At 39.9% G+C, this 20,706-nt stretch carries 17 protein-coding genes; 8 read left to right on the forward strand and 9 right to left on the reverse strand.

Translation table 11 applies throughout. The features are described from left to right. Positions 1 to 116 precede the first annotated feature (116 nt). On the reverse strand, positions 117 to 3,209 hold the full coding sequence (locus NPUN_RS26265; RefSeq protein ID WP_167315661.1) for a hypothetical protein: 3,093 nt from the start codon (positions 3,207 to 3,209) through the stop codon (positions 117 to 119). Positions 3,210 to 3,776: 567 nt separating this feature from the next. Between NPUN_RS26265 and NPUN_RS26270 the strand changes: the two genes are divergently transcribed. Then, entirely contained in the window at positions 3,777 to 5,261 is a 1,485-nt protein-coding gene (locus tag NPUN_RS26270) for a sensor histidine kinase (protein WP_012411477.1), read from the forward strand. A gap of 275 nt (positions 5,262 to 5,536) precedes the next feature. Beyond that, a complete protein-coding gene (locus tag NPUN_RS26275) occupies positions 5,537 to 6,271 on the forward strand; it encodes a hypothetical protein (RefSeq protein ID WP_012411478.1) in 735 nt (244 codons plus the stop codon). A 36-nt stretch (positions 6,272 to 6,307) separates the two neighbouring features. Here the strand turns inward: NPUN_RS26275 and NPUN_RS26280 are convergent, their stop codons facing one another. After that, positions 6,308 to 7,381, reverse strand: coding sequence for a tetratricopeptide repeat protein (locus NPUN_RS26280; RefSeq protein ID WP_012411479.1), 1,074 nt, complete (start codon positions 7,379 to 7,381; stop codon positions 6,308 to 6,310). A 98-nt stretch (positions 7,382 to 7,479) separates the two neighbouring features. Continuing rightward, positions 7,480 to 8,109 carry an RNA polymerase sigma factor gene (locus NPUN_RS26285; protein WP_012411480.1) on the reverse strand — a complete coding sequence of 210 codons (630 nt, stop codon included), beginning with the start codon at positions 8,107 to 8,109 and terminating at the stop codon, positions 7,480 to 7,482. A 197-nt stretch (positions 8,110 to 8,306) separates the two neighbouring features. Between NPUN_RS26285 and NPUN_RS26290 the strand changes: the two genes are divergently transcribed. Both NPUN_RS26290 and NPUN_RS26295 read left to right on the forward strand, forming a co-directional pair. Next, on the forward strand, positions 8,307 to 8,903 hold the full coding sequence (locus tag NPUN_RS26290) for a hypothetical protein (protein WP_012411481.1): 597 nt from the start codon (positions 8,307 to 8,309) through the stop codon (positions 8,901 to 8,903). Between the two features lie 215 nt (positions 8,904 to 9,118). Further along, positions 9,119 to 9,586, forward strand: coding sequence for a DUF29 domain-containing protein (locus tag NPUN_RS26295; RefSeq protein ID WP_041566429.1), 468 nt, complete (start codon positions 9,119 to 9,121; stop codon positions 9,584 to 9,586). A gap of 19 nt (positions 9,587 to 9,605) precedes the next feature. Here the strand turns inward: NPUN_RS26295 and NPUN_RS26300 are convergent, their stop codons facing one another. The 4 genes from NPUN_RS26300 to lysS all read right to left on the reverse strand — a co-directional run bounded on the left by NPUN_RS26300 (position 9,606) and on the right by lysS (position 15,537). Further along, positions 9,606 to 12,371 (reverse strand): CHAT domain-containing protein, encoded by a 2,766-nt coding sequence (locus NPUN_RS26300; RefSeq protein WP_012411483.1) that lies wholly within the window; start codon positions 12,369 to 12,371, stop codon positions 9,606 to 9,608. A gap of 68 nt (positions 12,372 to 12,439) precedes the next feature. Next, positions 12,440 to 13,153, reverse strand: coding sequence for a helix-turn-helix domain-containing protein (locus NPUN_RS26305; protein ID WP_012411484.1), 714 nt, complete (start codon positions 13,151 to 13,153; stop codon positions 12,440 to 12,442). Beyond that, entirely contained in the window at positions 13,150 to 13,557 is a 408-nt protein-coding gene (locus tag NPUN_RS26310) for a type II toxin-antitoxin system RelE/ParE family toxin (protein ID WP_012411485.1), read from the reverse strand. The genes NPUN_RS26305 and NPUN_RS26310 overlap by 4 nt, the downstream gene beginning before the upstream one ends. 294 nt (positions 13,558 to 13,851) lie before the next feature. Then, complete coding sequence (gene lysS / locus NPUN_RS26315) at positions 13,852 to 15,537, reverse strand: lysine--tRNA ligase (protein WP_012411486.1); 1,686 nt, start codon at positions 15,535 to 15,537, stop codon at positions 13,852 to 13,854. Between the two features lie 102 nt (positions 15,538 to 15,639). Here lysS and NPUN_RS43615 point away from each other — a divergent pair, with 102 nt between their 5' ends. Both NPUN_RS43615 and NPUN_RS43620 read left to right on the forward strand, forming a co-directional pair. Further along, complete coding sequence (locus tag NPUN_RS43615) at positions 15,640 to 15,822, forward strand: Uma2 family endonuclease (protein WP_234710981.1); 183 nt, start codon at positions 15,640 to 15,642, stop codon at positions 15,820 to 15,822. Positions 15,823 to 15,842: 20 nt separating this feature from the next. Beyond that, the gene (locus NPUN_RS43620) at positions 15,843 to 16,196 is read left to right on the forward strand and encodes a Uma2 family endonuclease (protein ID WP_234710982.1); all 354 of its coding nucleotides are present in this window, start codon (positions 15,843 to 15,845) and stop codon (positions 16,194 to 16,196) included. A 165-nt stretch (positions 16,197 to 16,361) separates the two neighbouring features. Here NPUN_RS43620 and NPUN_RS26325 read toward each other — a convergent pair whose 3' ends face one another. Both NPUN_RS26325 and NPUN_RS26330 read right to left on the reverse strand, forming a co-directional pair. Then, on the reverse strand, positions 16,362 to 16,787 hold the full coding sequence (locus NPUN_RS26325) for a hypothetical protein (RefSeq protein ID WP_041565639.1): 426 nt from the start codon (positions 16,785 to 16,787) through the stop codon (positions 16,362 to 16,364). Positions 16,788 to 17,248: 461 nt separating this feature from the next. Then, positions 17,249 to 18,211: a M48 family metallopeptidase gene (locus tag NPUN_RS26330; protein WP_012411488.1), complete on the reverse strand. Its 963-nt coding sequence runs from the start codon at positions 18,209 to 18,211 to the stop codon at positions 17,249 to 17,251. Between the two features lie 154 nt (positions 18,212 to 18,365). Between NPUN_RS26330 and NPUN_RS26335 the strand changes: the two genes are divergently transcribed. After that, positions 18,366 to 19,934, forward strand: coding sequence for a helicase C-terminal domain-containing protein (locus tag NPUN_RS26335; RefSeq protein ID WP_012411489.1), 1,569 nt, complete (start codon positions 18,366 to 18,368; stop codon positions 19,932 to 19,934). Positions 19,935 to 20,140: 206 nt separating this feature from the next. Further along, on the forward strand, positions 20,141 to 20,356 hold the full coding sequence (locus tag NPUN_RS26340) for a DUF2839 domain-containing protein (RefSeq protein ID WP_012411490.1): 216 nt from the start codon (positions 20,141 to 20,143) through the stop codon (positions 20,354 to 20,356). Positions 20,357 to 20,706 lie beyond the last annotated feature (350 nt).

Consider the following 20,706-nt stretch of genomic DNA (forward strand, 5'->3'; position numbering starts at 1 on the left):
CACTCTAATGGTTAATTTTTCTATCGAATCAATTTAGGCTTGTTAGACCACTACAAAATTGAATATTTTTTTAATTGGAAGTGCCTGAAAAGTTTTGTGGCGTTACATTAATACTATCAAAATCGATAACCACCTTGAAGCTTGAGGTCAAATCCATTCTCGCCTGTACCAATTTGAGTTTCTATAAACACACTATTATCGGGGAAATTGTGCCTCACAATGAGTCCATAATTGAAGCCAGAAACTCGGCTGCTCAAACCTAGATTATTAACACTGTAATTTTTGAGATAAGCACCGGCAGAAATATTCGTGCTGACTTTCTGTAAACCCTGAAATTCAAAGAAAAATTCTTTGCCCATCTCTAGATTTGCCTTCAAATTTAATCCATGACTAGTACCAAATTCTCCATTGAAAAGACCTAAAAACTCACCATTGCTATTATCCTCAATAAAAGCAATACCAGGAGCTAAGGAAAAACCGAAATTTCTTTCTTGATGCTGATATAAATAACTTAGAAAAGTCGTGAAAGGATTATTTTTATTAGAGGCGCTATTCCAGTCAATTTTCAAGTAGGGTACGTGAGTATTAACAGCTACAGGTTTTTTGGCTGAATTTAAGCGTACATCCGTTTTAATATAGTTGAGAAGTATATTAGTATAGATACCCAAAGTTGGTTCTTCTATTCCTAAATTATTATTGGAAACGCCTGGTGCCGAGTTGGCATCTACATTAAACCACGTTCCTAAATTGGCACTATAGTTAAAGTTTCCAGAAGAACCCGCTGCTAATAATTCAACTGTTGGTAAAGATAGATAACCGTTAAAGTTATTAAAATTAACACCTATTTTGTCAACTCTAGTGAGTTCCATGTAATCGAAGGCTAAATCAGCTGCTCGCACTTGGAGCGGTACTATCGTAGTATCTGCTGAATTAAATTGCTGTACAAATTGTCCCCCTTGGGGGTTTGTCAAAATTACTTCTACAGCAGAAGATTCATTAATAGGATTAATGGAAGTATTATTTAAAGGAATTGGAATACCAATGTATGTCAAAGGCCCAAATTTTTCATTAGAGAGTCTGAGATCAGAAAAGAATGTATTACCTTCCTCTAAAATAGAAATATCTCTTTCAAGAAACTGAACTGCTCTTTTGTGGTTTCCCGCTCTTATTTGCAAGATATTAGAGTTTTGAGGAGTGACTTGACTAGGAAATGTGTAAGTTCCAGATACCTGCTCTAGTCCACTAGATGCATTGGCATAAGATAAAGTGCGATTCAGCCTGTTATTGATTTGTCTTCTTTGTTCAGCCGTAGCAGATGTATTTAAAGGAGTAAAACCTTCTCCATTCTTAAATTTTTCTCTAGCTTCTTCTAAACCTTGTTGAATATTATCGATTTTAATAGATTCAAAGACTCTACCTAATAGCAAGCCTAATGTAGAATTAACTGATTGGATTGCATCAATACTAGTATCACTGAATTTAGCTGTTATGGATAATCCAGGAGCAGAAAAAATATTAGAGTAAGTAGCTTTAATTGCCACTGGATCGTATTGAATTAAACTGCGATTATGAGGATGGCTAACATACAATCTGTGCCAATCAGAACTTTCTTGAGTTTGAGATAGTGTCTCAAACACAGGGTCTCTTCTTCCTAAAGATAGCCACTGCAAAGAGTTAAGATAATGAAAGTCTTTTTCGGATTGAGAGAGAAAAGGATTGACTGCGACATTTAACAAATCAAAATTATCAAATTTTCCAAGTTGAGCAACTTTAATACCTGGAAAGGAAGAGACTGGAGCATTAAAACCAAAACCTTCTCCTGTCAAGATATCTCCCCAAAATATGCCAGCAGCTTCTAGGGCACTCTTAGGAATAATTTGACCCTCCTGGAGTTGGACATTCCCACCGTCTAGCAAAGGTTGTATATTTGTTGTTGGAAAGCTTTGGAGAATCTTGGGAGCATTGATAGCATCTAAAGCTTGGAATAAAGCTTGGCCACCGTCAACACTCAAAGTAGAGCCACTACCAATATTGGGTATAGGATTTCTTAGAACTGTGACATTAGGAGCGTTTAAGTCAATCCCACTATTAATAGTAACTCTTCCAGCCGGTACACCTTCAGGATTTACTAATTGTCCTGCTATTGAAGTTATAGACAAATTCTGAGTATCAACTTCTCCAGTTAAATTCTGAAAGTCTGTAGGTATAGAGAATAAAGATTGCAATCCCCAAAATGCCTGTTGTGAGGTAACATTTTGGGTGATATAAGTATTAGTTTGTCTCCCTTGATAGATAATACCTGCTTGATAACCTTTAGTTTCTACTACGATTTTATTGTTATCGGTAACCCAGTAAAATTGCTCATCTTTTGGGAATTTAGCATAAGTAAATTTATCAACAATCTGATTGTCTCCAGAAAATCTTATGCTTAAATCTGTATCTATATAATTTTCGTCTTCATTTGGCTTAAATAATTGCGTTGAAAAAGTTAGGTTATCTGTGGGGTTAACAATCCAAGGATATTTATTGGCACTAAATGTAAGGGCATCAAGAATTATTTCTTTTTGTTTTGCTTGTTGTTGCTTTTTGGAACTACGTAGTTTTTCTATTAGTATTTGTTGTGTTGGTGTGTATGGTTTAGTTGTATTCGGTTTAGATTCAGTCTCTTCTTCACCTTCATCAGAGGGCTTGGGTGGTTCTACTTTATACTCTTCAATTGGGATAACATCAGCTATGGTGAATTCGGATAACTGTTTGGTTTTCTGTAAGTTAGAGTTAGCATCTTTTAAAGTTTGTTTTAATAAAGCTTTGCTTTGAAGATTATCTACTTTATCCGGATTTGGCGAAATATTATCGCTAATATTTGCCTGACTTTTGGGAATTAATTCAACTTTAGTAACTTCAGATAACGATTTGATTTCCTGTAAGTTAGAGCTAGCATCTTTTAAAGTTGCTTTTAACAGAGTTTTGTTTTGAGGATTAGCTACTTTATCCGGCTTGAGCGAACTATTATCGCTAGCAATTATATGATCTTTTGATATTGATTCAATTCTGGTAACTTCGGGTAACTGTTTACTCTTTTGTAAGTTAGAGATGGTATTTTCTAAACTTTTTTTTAACAAAGCCTTGCTTTGTACATTGTTTAGTTTATCAAATTTTAGGATTAGCGAACTATTATCATCAGCATTTATATTTTTTTCTGCGTTCAAGCTAATATAGTCTTGGCTGTCAAGCTGTAAGGCAATCGCAGAAAATTGAACTAGTATTATTTTGAATAAAATAGTTGAAGACAAAAAGCAGCTTATAATTCTTTTTAGATTTTTTTTAAACCTCATAAGTGAGATTTTTACAATTCTTTGATTTGAGTTATAGGTTTCCACAATAAAAATATGCTATTTGGTAGATTCAGGAATAAAAATCACAATCAATTCAAATAAATGAAGATTGGCTACTATTTTTTAGCTGCCAAAATCAATTTCTAAGTATCAAAGATTAACCATATTTTTATTTCCAAAACTTGGATTTTTTGTGGGTTAATTTGGATACATTCAAAAGTCGTTTCAATTAATTCGATATAGATAGCGAAAAAAACCGATTGATTTTTGTATCCAGACTGTAAAGAATAAAATAGGATTAAGCAGATTTACTGCAACAAGAGTGTAATTCTTAGGCACAAATTAAACCTCAGCAAAATCACCACAGCTAAAAAAGGGAGCTAATTTTTAACCGTAAAAACACGTAATGTAAAAATCTTCAGTCAAAAAATTGGTAAAAATATGTTTCAGGCTACTCGCCGCCGTCTCGCAATTTGGTACACTGCCGTCACTGCTGTATTACTATTACTGTTTGCAAGCGGTGTTTATTTATACGTTCGTGCTACTCTGATTGAGCGGATTGATGATACTCTTAACCATGTAGTGGAGATAGTGGAGCGTTGTCTCACAACCAGCCCCTGTGCGTCTACGCTCATATTTGAGCCAATTAATGCTGATGCAGATAAATTTCGCGTTAATCTAGAAGCCAGTTTTCATGACAATAGCGATACTGTAGAAGATGACCACATAGACTTGGAATGGTTTAGTCCGACTGGTGAATTACTTTGGTCAACGCTATCCGAACCCCTAAATATTCCTATTCATGCCAACCGCACTGGTGAAACTGTACGCGTAGTTAAGGGGGAGAAAGAAAAAGGCAAAGATGATAAACTCCTCACTCCTAACTCCCCACTCTTTACTCCCCACTCTCCATTGTTATTACGGCAAGTTACCCAACGGGTGGAAGTGGGGCGGCAAGTATTAGGATATCTGCGTGTTAGCCATCCCTGGTTTGAAGTCACTAAACCCAGCCGTGAGTTAATTTTTGATTTGGCGCTAGGTATTGGTTTGATGGTGGTTTCTGTAGGGGCAAGTGGCTGGTTTCTTTCAGGTAAAGCGATGGAACCTGTAGGTGAATCTTATCAACGCCTCAAACAATTTACTGCTGATGCTTCCCATGAACTTAGAAGTCCCATCACTTTGATTCAAACAAATGTGCAAGTTGCCCTTGCTGACCTGGATTTAGCAGAGACAGAAGCAACCACTTCTATGCAGTATCGGCAACAGTTAAAGGTTGTGGAACGCTTAACCCAACGTTTGGGTAAGTTAGTCAATGACTTACTCTTTCTAGCACGGCAGGATAGTGGGATTAGCAAAGATATCTTTTCACCTTGTCCGCTAGATGCCTTGCTGATGGAAGTGGTTGAAGAACAACAATTGTTAGCCCCTGAAAAAGAAATCGCCCTTTCTCTAGACTTAGTTGATCCTCCTGCCTCTGAAACTAACCCTGAATTACTAGAAAATTGGTTTACCCTTGTGGGTAATTGGGATCAACTGGTACGGCTATTCACAAATTTAATTGCTAATGCCTTGCATTACACTCCAGCTGGTGGACGGGTGAAAGTGGAATTAGCGCGGATAGAAGGAATAAATCGCGTTTCTGGATTACGTTACACCAGTGCCCAGTTGCAAGTTAAGGTGAGTGATACCGGAGTTGGAATTCCAGCAGAGGCACTACCACGCTTGTTTGACCGCTTTTATCGGGTAGATCCGGCACGGACTCATACAACTGAGAATACAGCTACAGCTAGCGCTACTGGTTCAGGATTGGGATTAGCGATCGCTCAAGCTATTGTCGAACATCATCAGGGTCATATTCAAGTAGAAAGTACCCAAGGCATTGGCACAACGTTTACTGTGACTTTACCGATAACTCTTGAGTCTTAAATCGCAAATTCAACAATTGTTTCCTGTGACAGATGCAGATAAGTGGATTTATTTACTAATTTCTATGGTGAAATTGCAGATTTAGTCATTAATTTGAAACTTTAGAATGAGATATTTATGTCTGTCAATCTATTATTTATTAACCTCTAGCTAGAGAACAAACCGTAACTGTATTGTTAAAGTTTAGATGTTTAGATGGCAGATTAGCCACTAATTAAATTCGCTGGTTGAAAATTTTTTAATAAATAAAAATTCAATTAGATCGGGAGTCAATAATGAATATGAAGCCTCAAAATTTTCGTAAGTCTGCTGAGTTAATTGGTGCTATTTGTGGTGGATTAATGATTAGTCTGCCAGTAATTCCTCAAGCAATGGCACAACAATCAGTAGGACAAGAATCTACTCCGAAGATTAACCCTTGCCCTAGAATTTTCTACGAAGAACCACATAATAGTCGGGTTGTGGTACCGCAAGGATGTCCTCCGAATGCGCTAACTCAAAGACTAGCTGCTCAAGGGCTTCTTCCTAACTCTGCTAACCCATCACAAGAGCAAACAAGATTGGGTGTCGGCGGTGAATCTCCAGAAACAGGTGTCACGCCACCACGCCCAGCCTCTGGAGATCAAACTCAACAGCCCTCACCAGGGGCGGTTTCGACCAATCAACCACAACAACTACAACCACGGCAAACTCCCAGCGCGACGATCGCACTGGCAAATGGTACTGTTAATGTCAGGTTGGTAAATGACACTGCGGCTAATGTAACTTTCCAAGTGATTGGCGATACGGCACCGCGATCGCTACAAGGTAAGTCAAATGTAATATTGCAAGGTCTAAGGGCACCAGTAACGGTGACATTTGAACGAGAAGATGGTGGACAGTTGATAGTGACTCCACAAGCTTCTTCAGAGCCAGGAAGTTTGGAAGTTAGATTTAACGAAGCCACCAATGCAGCACAGGGCAGAAGTGCTATGAGAATTGAACGAAACGGTTCAGTATTCTTGAATTAATCAAATTAAATACGAAAGTAGGGGCATAGATTGCCCCTATTTCCGCTGAAGCATTTTAGTTAGCTGATCCAGCAATTGGACTTCTTGCTTGCTGTCTTCCAATGTCCGCGCCAGTATAATCGCCCTTTCGTAAAAATTACGAGCAGTTAGATAATTACCTTGTTGTTTGTATAACTGAGCGTAAGACTCAAAAGATTTTAATTCTTCTCGCAAATTTTGCAATTCTTTAGCGAGTGCTAAACGTTGCTCTAGTAAATCAAAAGCCCGTTCATAGCGTCCAACAGCAGTGTGAGCTTTCACTAAACCGTCAATTGCGCGTAGTTCATTGGTGCGATCGCGGTTGGTTTTAGCTGTCCGCATCGCTTCACCATAACTAGCAATGGTATCTTGATAATTTCCCGATGCTAGGTAGGCATCACCTAAATTATTCAGGGTATTTGCTTCACCAATGGCATCGCCAGTCTGACGGCGGAAAATTAAAGCGTTTTCATACAATTTAATCGCCTTGTTGTAATCTCCCAACCTAGCAGTTACCAAACCCAAATTGCTCAAAGATAGTCCTTCCCCTTCAATGTTTTTGACACCGTGAGCAATTGCGAGTGCATCTTCAACTGTTTTACCAGCAGCAGCAGATTCTCCTTCTTGGAGGAGAAATGTACCGATATTATTTAGCACAAAAATCTGAGCTTGGAAGTCTTTCGTATCACGAGCGATCGCTAATCCTCGTCGTAAAGCATCTTCCGCCTCTTTTGCACTATCAATCTGGATATAAGCCTTTGCAAGCAAATTGTAAGTCAGACCTTGTGCTTTTAGGTCGCCAATTGAGTGATATAGTTCTAGTGCCTGCAAGCAAGATGCAATTGTTTTATCGGCATATCCTGAAGCGTATTGTTGTTCACCGATACGTAGTAAGCTATCTGCTTCATCTCTTGATTGCCGCCCAACAGAACTATTTAAAGGACGATGGAGTTGTTGTGTAATATCAACCGCACCAGCAGCTATAGGACTCAGCAAAAAAGTAAACAGTAAAAAGCTGTGTAAAAGCACCTGGGAACGAGAAATCACACCTACGCAAACTAATTGCCTTGGAAATACAAGCCGTTGTTTCATAAAAATTACCCGTAAAGTTGCGGGTTTAAGTAGAAGGTCTAAGAAGAAGTTTTAAGTTTATAAATTGAAGACAAACACTATACGCGTTTACACTTAAGTTAGGATTGAGCTAAATCCTCCCCAAAGTATATGGCGCGGATATCTGTGGGTAATTTGTCCTCTAGCATACGATAGCCTTCCTGAAGAAAATTGGCTACTTCGTTGGGAGCGATCGCTTCTCCTTCGGCTTGCAGATAAGCAGCGATTCTAGTTTCACTCCAGTGGAAAGTTTGAGCCATTAACACGATTAATCGTAAAACAGGGGGTAATTGGTCTAATGCCTGTTGTACATAGCACCATAGCGGTGGTGAAGTCGCTTGCAGAGAATAATGAATTGCTTCTGTCGGTGGTAGCTTAATTTCATTAATACAGAAAGCTGTGATATTAATTAACCAATTTTGCATGGTTAAGGCTGGCTCACCTGATTCAGGGGTGGTTAAATTTAGTCCACCGAGTTCGTAATAGATATGTCGCCAGGTGAGGGCAAAGAGATAATCTGCTTGCACAGGCGATCGCGCCGAATGCCGAATTAAGGTATACACTATGGGGCTATAGCGGCAAAAAATCACCGTAAAATACTTTCCAGCATCTGGATGGCGCTGAAACAAAGTCAGTAGTTCATGGTCACTGTGATGAAATAGCGACTTTACCAGAGGATGATTAGCTTCAGGAAAATGAGGAATTTGCACAAGTCTTTGAGTTGATAGTTGTTAAAATAATTTTGGGAATTGCACTCCCGTAGTTAATCGCATAATATCTTGGTGTTGCCCAGTTTGTAGCCGAGACTCAGACAACTTGAGTTATTGATAAACTAGAAACAAGGACTTAATTTTAGTCTTAATCGACAATTATAAAATCGACTCCCCTATAGAATCCTTATTTGTTCATGGTTATAGCAGTTAGTGTGATGTCGTTCCTCCTCAGCCCCCTTACTTTAGGCTCCTTTCTCCCTTCCTTGCCCTTGGATAGTCTGTTTTCCACCCAAGGCATTATGGTAATGCTGCTAGCAGCTTACGCTGGTGCGATGTGGATGTTCCTCACCAGTGCCCCAAAAGTACACACTGTAATGGTGTCAGATTTGGAGATTGCCCGACAGTTGTATGAAGGACTGCTAGATTTGCCCGCAGCTGAGGTGCCCTTGCACTATTACTACAACTACGAACAAACTATAGGCGCAACTGGGATTGATCCGCTATACATGTCTACAGGGCCAAGTTTGTCAAGCAAAATGATGAATAATGCTACAGAAGGGCTGTGGTATCAATTGAAGAAAAACACTCAGCTACACGTTATTACTGGTGCGAGTTTAGGTAGCAAAAATCAGCAACGTCACGTTTGTTTTGACCACGACTGTCTAGAAATGATTTTAATGCGAGTCGAAACGCGCGGTTTGAAATTTAAGATTCGTAACCAGAAGCCACTGAACTTTTTGGTCAAAGACTATGAAGGGCGAGTGATTGAGGTGGCTGAGGTAGCGAATTAATCATTAGATTTTAGATGATTTTATATTGTGTGGTGCGTAGCTTGCGATCGTAGGCATAGCACCACACAATATTTTTTTAAGTAGCTAGGCATAAATAAATTAAAGGTTGTAGTAAGGACTTTAGTCCTGATAAACCTTGCTATGAGCAATAAATCGCTCACTAAGAAAAGTCATTATAGGGTTTTGCTAGGTAGAAACTTATGACCCTTGAAAAGATGTACGCATCTCACCTATATGAAACAGATTTCTATACTTGGACGCAAGAACAAGTTAACTTGCTCAAAACTCAACAGTGGAATCAATTAGATACAGTCAACCTAATTGAAGAAATTGAAACTTTGGGCAGAAGAGAACGACAAGAATTGAGAAATCGGCTCGGAGTGTTGCTAGGACACTTACTCAAATGGCATTTTCAACCTGAAAAACGTAGTAATAGCTGGTTGAGTACAATTCGAGAGCAACGTGTTCAAATTAAGCTGCTTCTGCAAGATAGCCCTAGTTTGAAACCCTACCTCGATGAAGTTTTCCTGACTATTTATGAACTAGGTTTAGCTTTGGCGATTCGAGAAACTGACTTAGGCGAACAAGTTTTTCCAGAAATATGCCCTTACACTTTAAGCGAAACTCTAAATCCTGAATTCTTACCAAATCTGAATCAGCTTAATGAGCAGCAGAGCGAGTAATTACCTCAATCCTGTTTTATCACCGTAAACCGTGGCAAATAAAAGCAGCCCAGTAATGAGGATCTGAAAAAGGAAATTGCTGAGTCGAGTTTTCAATTTCTTTAATTCGCCTGTTCAATTGGGCATACATATTATATTCAAACTTCCATTGTTGATATTCAATAGAATCTGAAGGATATTTTTTTCTATTTACTATCAGTTTTTTTTCCTTTGCTTCTACTTCATGGAATATTTTATTGAGGTCTACTTTTTTAAAGTCTCTTAGCTTAATTTGAGCTTTTTGTAAAGCTTCAGGACGATTTTTACCTTCTTGTCGCTGCTGGTAGTAAAAAATGGAAAATAATGCTGTAGCTAAATCATTGACTGACCACAGAGTACTAACTACACTTCTAGCACCAGCACACAAAAAGCCTGTAGAGAGAGTAAGAATATCATCAGTTAGAGATGGAGTACCCAAATTAGTTTCGCAGCAAGAGAGAAACACTTCTACAAGTTGAGGTAAACGCCAGCTTGGTGTCATCAATTGCCCCAACGTGATGCTGCTGTCCTGCGCTAATTTTAACTGTGATTCTAAAGGATTATCGAGGCAAGATTGGGCATGGTGGCACGAATGAAGTACTTGAACTTGTTGTGCTAGCTGTCGATAGTTTTTAGAGGTGGCTTGACTGCTACCAATTAATCTATTTTCTGATGGAATGTTATACATTTGGGCGAGTTTTTCGCCTTCAAATCTGGCACAGGGAAGATTATCTTCGGCATCTTCCACAGTTCCATATTCTAGAGATGTTCCATTAAATGTCCCTACATTGTTGCGTTGTTGACAAAATTCTAAAATTTGGCAGCTTGGGGTATAACGAATCAGAAATTTATCTCCTAAATATTCCTGATATTCTCCTGTAGGCAAAGCAGCGAAGGGAATTTGATGGAGTAACAGGTGAGGAACTAAAATTAATTCTTCTATTCCTTGAAGATGTTGGGAAATGAGTTGAGATATTTGCAGCCGTTCAGCTAATTCGCACAGAATACTGTTAATCTGAGTTTCCCATTTTTTGGGTTCATCTCTATAAGGCAATAACCAATTCTGCTCAATCCAGCCTTGCAACGTATTTAACCCTTGTCCTGTGCAGGTGTGGAGAGTAATTTGGTCTTTCTGCACGACAAAGATATGGGTATCGCTGTTGGTAGTGTAAAAACTGAGGATAGCTGTATTGGGTTGGTCGATTAGCTTTTGAATTTCTGACAAGCTGAGGGGGTTAACTTGAATTTCGCCAGCTAATACGGGATCTTCGCGTCTGAGATTTTCCCAAACTTGTTGTTTTTGGGTTTCTAAAAGTGCGATCGCTTCATTGTAAGCTTCCCAAGCAGCACGTGTATCACTACGGTTATTTTCAGATTTATGGCTTTGGCGTTCTTTGCCAATTATTTGTTGCAGTTCTTCATACTGCTGCAATAACTCCGCAACTGCTGGGGGAATTTCGCCACTTTGGTAGAGATTGTTACTTGCCATTAAGTCTACCAGGCGTTTGGAACGCGATCGCTCTGAATATTCAAAAGCTTTTTCTATTTGTCCAGCATTGATGCAAGCTTGCACCATACTTTCGTAAATGCCGATGGATTCTTCTAAAATCTTTTGACGGCGTGATTCAGATTTTATCCAACTACGGCTAGTCTCTACTGCTTTAATAGCAATACTATAGCCTTTAATAGCTTCGTCCCAATATCCAGATTTAAAAGCTGTATTACCAAGATTGCGAGAAGCTCTAAGTGATTCATTAGGGTAAGCGGTGTGTGTATGAATTTCTAAGGCTAACCAATAATAATTTATTGCAGAAGTGGCTAATCCTTGATCGCGGTAAGCATTGCCTAAGTTATTCTGAAGTATGGCATATGTAAATGGATAATTATCACGAGTATAAAATTTTAAAGAATTCTGATAAGCTTGAACTGCCAAGTTAAAATTTTCTTGTCGATCTCCCTGAACCCTTTTATCATAAGCAATACCCATATTCATGTGAGTATTTGCACATTCTTCAGTAAATGATTCTTTATTCAATACACCTAATACTTCTTTGTAAATATCTATAGCTAATTCAAAGTTATTTGAGAGATTACGATGTGGAGTATCACAGTACAGAGATGCGAGATTGTTTTTAACAATAACCCATTTTTCAATATATCTATACAGGGTAAAAATTTCTAAAACTGCATTACAGATTGATACTAATTTATCTAAATTTACATAGTTATCATCTTTTTTTATATGTTTGATTTTTGCAGAGTAAAGAGGGATCAAATTAGTTTGAGTTTCTGCCCACTCTATAGGATATTCTTCACGAGAATAAATTTTTAAAGCATCCTGATAAGCTGCGATTGCCTTTTCTCGATTCTCTGTAGGATCGCCATAAATGCGATTACCATAAGCATTTCCCAAATTAAGTTTAGATATTGCCCACTCTATAGGATATTCTTCGCGAGTAAAAATGATTTCAATAACCTCGCAACACGCGATTGCAATATCTAAGTTGTCAGCTATGTTGCCATGTGGAAACTGTCCAATTAATGTGCAAAAATTTCCAATAGCTGCGGCTGCTGCTACTGTTTGTGCATTGTATAGATTTTCTCCAGCAAAGTAATTTTTAGCCCAATGACGCAACAATACAGCAAAATTCAAATCTAATTTGTCTAAATTATCTTGCAGTAAAGGATAAACTATCTTTTTATCACTATAACTTTGTGATATTTTTATCAATGCTGTTAACAAAAAATTTATCCGTTCTTCTATCATCTTTAATTGGCTCTTAGCTAGTTATTTAGCTGTTGTTTACTATTCCCAAAAATATATACGTAGAAAAATCATTTCCAAATTGCTGCCAACTTCTCCAATAGTTCCTCAGCTAAATCTAATAACTCAATTTCATCAAATTCATCACTTGTTCCGCGATTAATTTCTGCAACCGCCATACTATCTGCCAATACATTTTTCACAGCAAAAATCCTATCTTCTTCTTCAGATAAACTCAAACATTTTTCCAACTCTACAGCAACTTCTTGGATTGTCCTTGAACCCAAACGCGCTCTCACTTTCACCGCAACCGAATCGTTACTTTCCAGCAGTTTTACCAAAGCTGTTTTCAGTCCATTATCCTCGCTAGAAAACTTCTCAACGGCTACACGCACATATTCCCGCACGCTCATATTTGCCGCCAATGCCTTTTGTACAACGACATCTGGTACATCTACCAGCAATACACCTTCGTTATCGCTAGCTTGATATAAGTCATCTCCTTGTTTGACGGCTATCAGCAAATTTGCACCCAAAGCGTGTAAATAGTGCAACACTGATTCTAATTCATGTTCCTTTAAAGCCGACTCTAACTTGGACACCGCAGCTTGCTTTACTCCCAGTTTTTGAGCTAGCTGTGCCTGAGTCAATCCTGCTTTATTACGTATTTCACGCATGGCATCGGTAAGATAAAGGCGCAAATACTCTAACTTTCCCGCCAAAATAACCTCTGGTTCGTCGCTTACCTTTTGCTGCAACCAAGCTTGAAAATTAGGCTTTTTCATGACTTTTCCCTTTGCTGCAATTCACGCAATCTCACTCTTGCAGGTTCTTTGTCTCTATCTTTGATAGCGCCGTCGTATTTCTTCATAAAGGCGTACAGCACCACAAATCTCTGAGGAGTAGCAGCCGTTAAGATAAATCGGGGATTATGTTCGCTCTTAGTCATCCGTAACTCATACAAATCATCTTCCAGTTTCTCAAAGATACCACTGGTAAGTGATGCGAGTCCTTTGTCGCACAGGTAGCGAAGATTAACTTGCAGACGCTTGGTTTCGGAAGCACTCAGTAACGATTTTGGTGGATTTTCTGGTTGCTCCTCTTCGGGAATCATCCTGATGAAAAAAGCCAGCAAATCTTTGGGGATTTCCCCATTCACATCTAGATAAAGTTCCCAATTCCAGGTCACTTCCTACCTCACAATATAGTATTCCTTATAAGGAATGTCAATTCTTTATTCCTTTAAAGGAATATCATATAGAATCAGTGAGTGCAACTTATACCAATTCTGTATGAAGATGCAATAAACCATATTAAGGCTGAAGTATAGAAAGAAAAACGAGCCGCAAAGAGCGTAAAGGGCACAAAGAAAGAAGAAGCCAAGAAAATTCGGCGCAGCCTTACAAAGACATGGTATTAGGTAATAAAAATGGTGCGTTAGGCAAAGCCATAACGCACCCGAATGTTTATATGCTTAAGTAGATCAACTTAACTGTTCAAACTTGAATTTTCCTTTAATGAACTTGTTAAAGTGTTGACCTTTAGACGGTGCATTATCCAAGTCTTCTTTGACACTGGGAGGGACTTTGAAATACTCGTAAACACTTCCACTGTCAAATTCAATAGTCAGTGTTTGGGTTTTTTGTTCATAGCTAAATTGCTTAATAACGCTGCCTTCAGGCTTAAGCAGAGGGAAAGCAATTACATCCCGAATGCTGGCAGAATCAGTTAACAACATTACTAAGCGATCGATCCCAATCCCTAAGCCACCTGTAGGCGGCATACCGTATTCAAGGGCTGTCAAAAAGTCTTCATCTACACCTTGGGCTTCTAAGTCGCCAGCAGCTTTTCTTTCGGCTTGGGCTTCTAGGCGTTCTCTTTGATCGATGGGATCTGTAAGTTCTGAGAAGCTATTCCCAGTTTCTCGCCCGACGATAAATAACTCAAATCTTTCCACCAAACCAGGTTGAGAACGGTGGGGTTTTGCTAGGGGCGAAATTTCTACTGGGTAATCAATTACAAAGGTAGGTTGAATTAAATTAGCTTCTACTTTCTCTTCAAAGGCTAAATTCAGTAATTTACCAATTGATTTGGCTTCATCTACACCAGGAATACCAGCATTTTTACTTGCTGTTTTTGCTTCTTCCAAGGTTTGGAAAGAATTGAAATCTAAGCCAGTAAATTCTTTAACTAAATCGTGCATTGTCACTCGCCGCCAAGGTGGTGTTAAATCTATAGGTTCCCCTTGGTAGGTAATTTGCAGCGTGCCGAGTACCTCTTGGGCGACAGTGGTAATAATCCCTTCAGTCAGCGCCATCATATCGTTGTAGTCGGCGTAGGCTTGGTAAACTTCAATCGTTGTAAATTCGGGATTGTGTCGAGTCGAAATTCCTTCATTACGGAAAATCCTTCCCAATTCAAACACCTTTTCAAAACCACCTACAATCAACCGCTTGAGATGGAGTTCTGTGGCAATTCGCAGATACAATTCCATTTCTAAGGTGTTGTGGTGGGTGATAAATGGACGCGCATCTGCACCTCCAGCTTCACTCTGTAAAACTGGCGTTTCAATTTCGAGAAAATCTCGCTGTTCCAAATAACGGCGAATCCCAGCTGTAATTTGGGCACGACGGCGGAAAGTTTGCCGCACTTCCGGGTTAACAATCAGGTCAACGTAACGCTGACGGTAGCGCTTGGCAACATCCGTCAATCCATGCCACTTGTCGGGTAGGGGCAACAGGGATTTAGTCAGGATAGTATATTGTTTAACGTAGACAGATAACTCGCCCTTTTCAGTCCGTTTAATAGTACCTTTAACTCCCAGGATATCGCCTGCATCTGTGAGTTGTTTTAAATGATTGAAGGCATCAGCATCAATATCTGCCATGCTTTCTTGGATGCGATTTTTATCCAAATAAAGCTGAATTGTGCCAGTTTCATCTTGCAAGGTGAAGAAAGCCAGTTTACCGAAAACGCGACGCGCCATAATGCGTCCAGCGATCGCAACTTCTAAATCAACTTCTTCACCACTGGCTAAATCGGCAAACTGTTCTTGCAACTGTGCTGCATGATGGGTAGATTCCCAGCGATAGGCGTAGGGATTAGTCCCTAGCTGCTTGAGTTGTTCTACTTTTTCCAGCCTTGCGGCTCGGATATCTTCTTCCGACATGGTAACGAACTAAATAGGGCAAGATTAATTATAGATGCTGCAAAAGTTGAGAGTAAGAGATATTTGCACTTTGCAGATGATAATATCGCCAAACCAAATACAATGACACAAACTAGAGTGCGCTTGTGGAATGTAGATGAATATCACCGGATGCTTGAGACGGGTATTATTACAGCCGATGAACGGGTAGAACTGATTGATGGGCAAGTTATCCCCATGAGTGCGAAAAATCCCCCCATGCAGCGACAACGCTGTGTGCGTCTGATTATCTCAAGAGAGCGCTAGCAGAAGTTGCCTTAGTTCGGGTGCAAGATCCCATTCAGTTAAGCCAATACTCGGAACCTGAACCAGATATTGCCGTTGTCCGCATTGATGCGCGAAAGTACATCGATCGTCATCCTGCACCCAATGAAATCTTTTTATTGATTGAGGTAGCAGATACAACGCTAGACACCGATCGCAAACAGAAAGCACCTTTATATGCTAAGGCAGGAATTGCTGACTACTGGATTTTGGATGTGAATCAGCGTCAGGTTTTTGTTTTGGGCGAACCACTTTTGCAAGGCTACAATCAACAATTGATTTTGCAGGACTATACAACGTTATCCTTGATTGCATTTCCAGAAATTGAAGTTCAGATTAATCAACTGTTTCCATAAGTTAGCTAACAGAATTTGAGTATGAAATTTTTTAAATAAAAAGTGCGTAGGTGTAGCCCGTCGTAGACATCGCTCGATCGCATTTTATCCAAAAGACTCTCATATAAAATATGATTGATATCTTCTATGACAACGATTCAATAATCTAATGTAAAAGTCAAACCTTTATTTACGATCTACTGTTAGCGAATGCCTAGATGAAATTGCTTTCATTTTCAAGTTAGTAAATTGCACGATCGCCTTTACAAAATCTTGCTGTTCTGGTTGCAAATGCAGTTTTTCTAGGGCTTGATTGATATTATTACCAGCCCGGAGATGGTGATTAAGTTGGGCACGTTGCGATGTGTTTAAGACTGCCTCAATTTCTCTGTTTCTTCGCTGACGCACAGCCTGGAGTTCTTGGCGTTGTAAGGGAGTCAGGTTAATCTCCGAGGAGGTGGAGTAGCTTGCAGTTTTGGTAGTTTGGGCGGAAATAACACCAAAAGTACTATGGAGTTGAACGGGTGCAGCTAAGGCAATTCCTGGCATGGAAAGGACAAGAGCTAGAATAGCAGCGAACACAGAAAGCCGTTTTGTCAAGTGAATTGCCATATTCAGAAATGCCTACATCTAATTTAATGCTGAGATATAGTTAAGCAATTTTCAAGCCTTAATTTTGAATCTTGAATTTATCCACCCCCAAGAGGATGGTAGTTCAGGTAGAAAATATTATCCGCTTTAAGGGAATCCAAAAAAACTAGAAGGGCAAACTTAACCAAATTATTTTTGCTAAAATCTAGACTCAAATTCAAGTTGTTACAAAATCATCACTTAATTGCTCATTTCTGTTAATCTGTCAATGCGTAAGTCCTGCAAGTAGCTCGTGATTTTATTTTAGAACACCTATCACAGAAGTTAGGCTTGATTGCATAATATCAATTATTTGTCAATGTGTAAGTTCTAAATTTAATTTCTGGAAATCCCTCAGACAAAGTATGTGCTAAAAGAGATATAAATAGTGCATTAGGCAAATCTAACGCACTATTATATATAACTTCATTTAGCACTCAAAACTACTCAGACCTTTTCATTCTGTCGATTTCGCGTTGTAATTCTTCAATTTGACGGCGCAAAGTTTCTGTTTCATTTGCGGCAGATTCTGCTTTAACATTTACCGAGCCAGAAGCAGGCGATCGCTGATAATTTCCTCGGCGAATTTGCTGATATTCTTCGGATACTGCCCACGCCCGTAAGTAATGCAGCCGTTCCACTGGGAAAGGATGACTCAACATCGTACCCTGAGCGCCATTGTATATCAAAAATTTATATATCTGATTCAGTCCATCTTCATCCAGTGCCTGATAATTTTCTGACTGCTTGATAAACTCTTGTAAACTACATTCATTGGCATATTTGTGACTACCGCCAGAGAGTTTCATCATGGTTGACATTACCGGATTCAAGTCATCCATCACCAGTAATGCGGCGCGATCTGACGATAACTCGGCTTTGCGCCGCCACTCAAAAAAGGCGTAAATCAAGCCTTGTGTTACAAGATTACCGAGGTCAAAGGTCAATTCGCCCAAGGCAGAAGCAGCACTCATCGCCCACATCGCCATTTGAATTAAAATAGTATGACCACATTTAATATGCCCCAGTTCATGGGCTAGCACCGCCCGAATCTCAGCTTCGTCTAGTAAGTCCAGTATCCCTGTATTTATGACTATGTAAGGATTCTCTTGCCCCAGCGCATAGCTATTAGCTTGGGGATCTTGCGAGACAAACAGCGCGGGTTCTGGGTAAATGTCCAAATCTCGGACGCATTCCCGAAACATCTGGTAAATAGTGGAATACTGACGCGGCCCGACTTGGATGGTGTTACCCATTAGATAGACTAATTGAGGGCGTTCGTAGATAAATTCCACAAATTTACGAGCGATTAAATCAAATCCCGGTAAATTTCGTAAAGCTTGCTCGGCTTGGCGATCTAGTGGATGCCTGAAGGCTTCGCTGGAAATTCCTGTGTAAGTTGGCATAATTCAGGGTATTGGGTGATTGGTAATTTGTCATTGGTCATTGGTCATTAGTCATTAGCAAAGGACAACTGAACAAAGGACAAATAACAAATGACAAGATAATAGAAATGGGGCAATTGGAAGTAAAAATCACTTTGTATGGAATTAAAAGCGTGTGATTGAGGCAGAAGTTCATTTGTCACTACATAACTTTTTGCGATCGCAAGCGGGGTTCCCTTCCTGGCCCCATCATTTGACGATGGCACGGTTGGTAGCACGCGCCTTGCGCCTGGGACGTAGTGCCCTAATTCAAGTAGGAGCGGTTTGTGGCTATCAAGGGCGGTATCGCACTAGTTTTGTAGCATCAGCCCTAATGTGGCACGGCCCTGTAATTATTGTTGCTCAAGAACCAGTGCAGCAACTTCTGCTGCGGATAGAAATTCCGCGTCTACAGCAGTGGCTACCAGCCAATAAATCAATTAGAACAGGTGACGCTTGGCCTGATGCTGAGTTCCAAGGGCTACTTTTAACCTCTCCAGAAGCTTGGTTAAGAGGACAATTTGCTGGTGGCGATCGCTTTCCCCAAGGCATCCCCACAATTATTGATGGGGTAGACGATCTCGAAGATTGGGTACGTCATCAACTTACCCAAGATATTCAACCCCATGATTGGGACGAACTCATATTGGCTTGTCCAAATCAAGCTGAGGCAATTAGCGAAGCACGGATACAACTGACGCACGAACTTTTTCAGCATCCTGTTAATCCATATCACTGCTATCTAATTTCCCAGCCAGAAATAGAGATTTTAAGCCGTCTTTGTTTAGCTTTAGAGTCAGTACCATCACTACCAGAACCGTGGAAACAATTCTGGCAACAATTTCAAACCCTTGATGAAAATCTTTCCCCCCCTGCCTCCCCTGCTCCCCCTCCCCTCTTCTGGGCGACCATAGCCCATAGACAAGGTTTATTTTCTTTGCACTATGCCCCAATGGAATTAAGAGAAATCCTCTTACCCTTATGGCAGCGACAACCAGTAGTTTTGATTGGCAGTGCCATAGAACCAGAAACAGAGGCTCCTCTTTTTCGACAGCGCCTTGGTTTGGAAGATTTAACTTGTCTAAAATTCTCCTCGGAGAGTCAAGCGGAAGCAATTCAACTTTATGTACCCTATAAATTGCCTCTACCTAACACGCCAGAATTTCAAGCGGCATTTATTCACAAAGTCCGCACACTGGTTTGTCTGAGTGCTACAGCACCAGGATTAACGGTTGTTTTGGTGGGAGATGTACCACTCAAGGCTCAAGTGGCGACAATTTTGGCTTCAGAGTTTGGTTCGCGGGTGCAGGTAGAAAAAACTTGTTTAGATGAAAATGGTATTTTGATTAGTGGTTGGGAATTTTGGCGAGAACATCAACGAGTTTTGCCAGCACCCCATTTGTTAATTATTGCTACTTTGCCTTTGCCATCTTTAGAAAATCCGCTTGTAGCTGGTAGGGTAGCTCTTTATAAGCGATCGCATCAAGATTGGTTTCGTTTATATTTATTGCCAGCAGCCTTGAATGAATTACAAAGAGCGATCGCGCCAGTCCGAGAAAGTCAAGGCATTGTTGCTTTACTTGACAGTCGTGTAGTTAATCGTAGCTACGGCGCTCAAATTCTTACTGCCTTAAGCCCTCTGGCACGTATTAACTATCTCGACCCAAGTTTGTTTTCTAATACCGATGAGGAAAATTCCGCTTAAAATCATTCTCATGAGTGCTGTTAGCGTTAGCGGGGCCCCTAGCTGAGTAAGGAATCTCACTTCTTTACTCAGAAATCAGGACTTGGAACTATTTTGTCCAATTCCCAATTTACATTTTATGAAGGTAATGCGATTCATTACCTCTCTATAGCCATGATTCCTGGCAAGATAAATTTAGAACCTAAGTAAAATTTGAGTTGCTGATTATGGGTGAAGCAAAGCGTCGTAAAACCACACAGGGGGAAACATACGGTCAAGAGACTCGCATCTTGCCTTGGGTTCCCATCACAAAAACTCAAGCTGAACAATTTGTCAGTTGGACTACTCGCGGTGCCTGGATAGGCATTGGCCTTATGGTTGTAGGATGGGCAACTATCCGTTTTATTGGCCCAGCCTTCGGTTGGTGGCAAGTAGTCTCATAAATCCTGCTGTTAATCTTCTCGCTCCAAGAAACCTTGAATCTTACTCCCCTTTCCTTGTAAAGGACTTGCGTGAAAATAAAGTACCAATAAACCGAGTTTCGACACTTCGACTGCACTGAGCGCAGTCGAAGTGTCGAAACCCATCTGGTTGGGATACTTTAACCCGCAGATCCCTAAGCTATCTATTAGTCTTATTTTTAAGTGAGTTGTAGTTTTGTTGATAAAGATCCGGGTAATGGATAGCCCGCAAGCAAGAAGGGTATTAAAAGACAATATGGTTCAGTTAAGGTTTTTATAGCTAACTGAACCGTATTGCATTAAAAGGAGCCAGCGCGGTCTTTTCCCAAATG

It is taken from the genome of Nostoc punctiforme PCC 73102, from assembly GCF_000020025.1.
GTDB classification, from domain to species: Bacteria; Cyanobacteriota; Cyanobacteriia; order Cyanobacteriales; family Nostocaceae; genus Nostoc; species Nostoc punctiforme.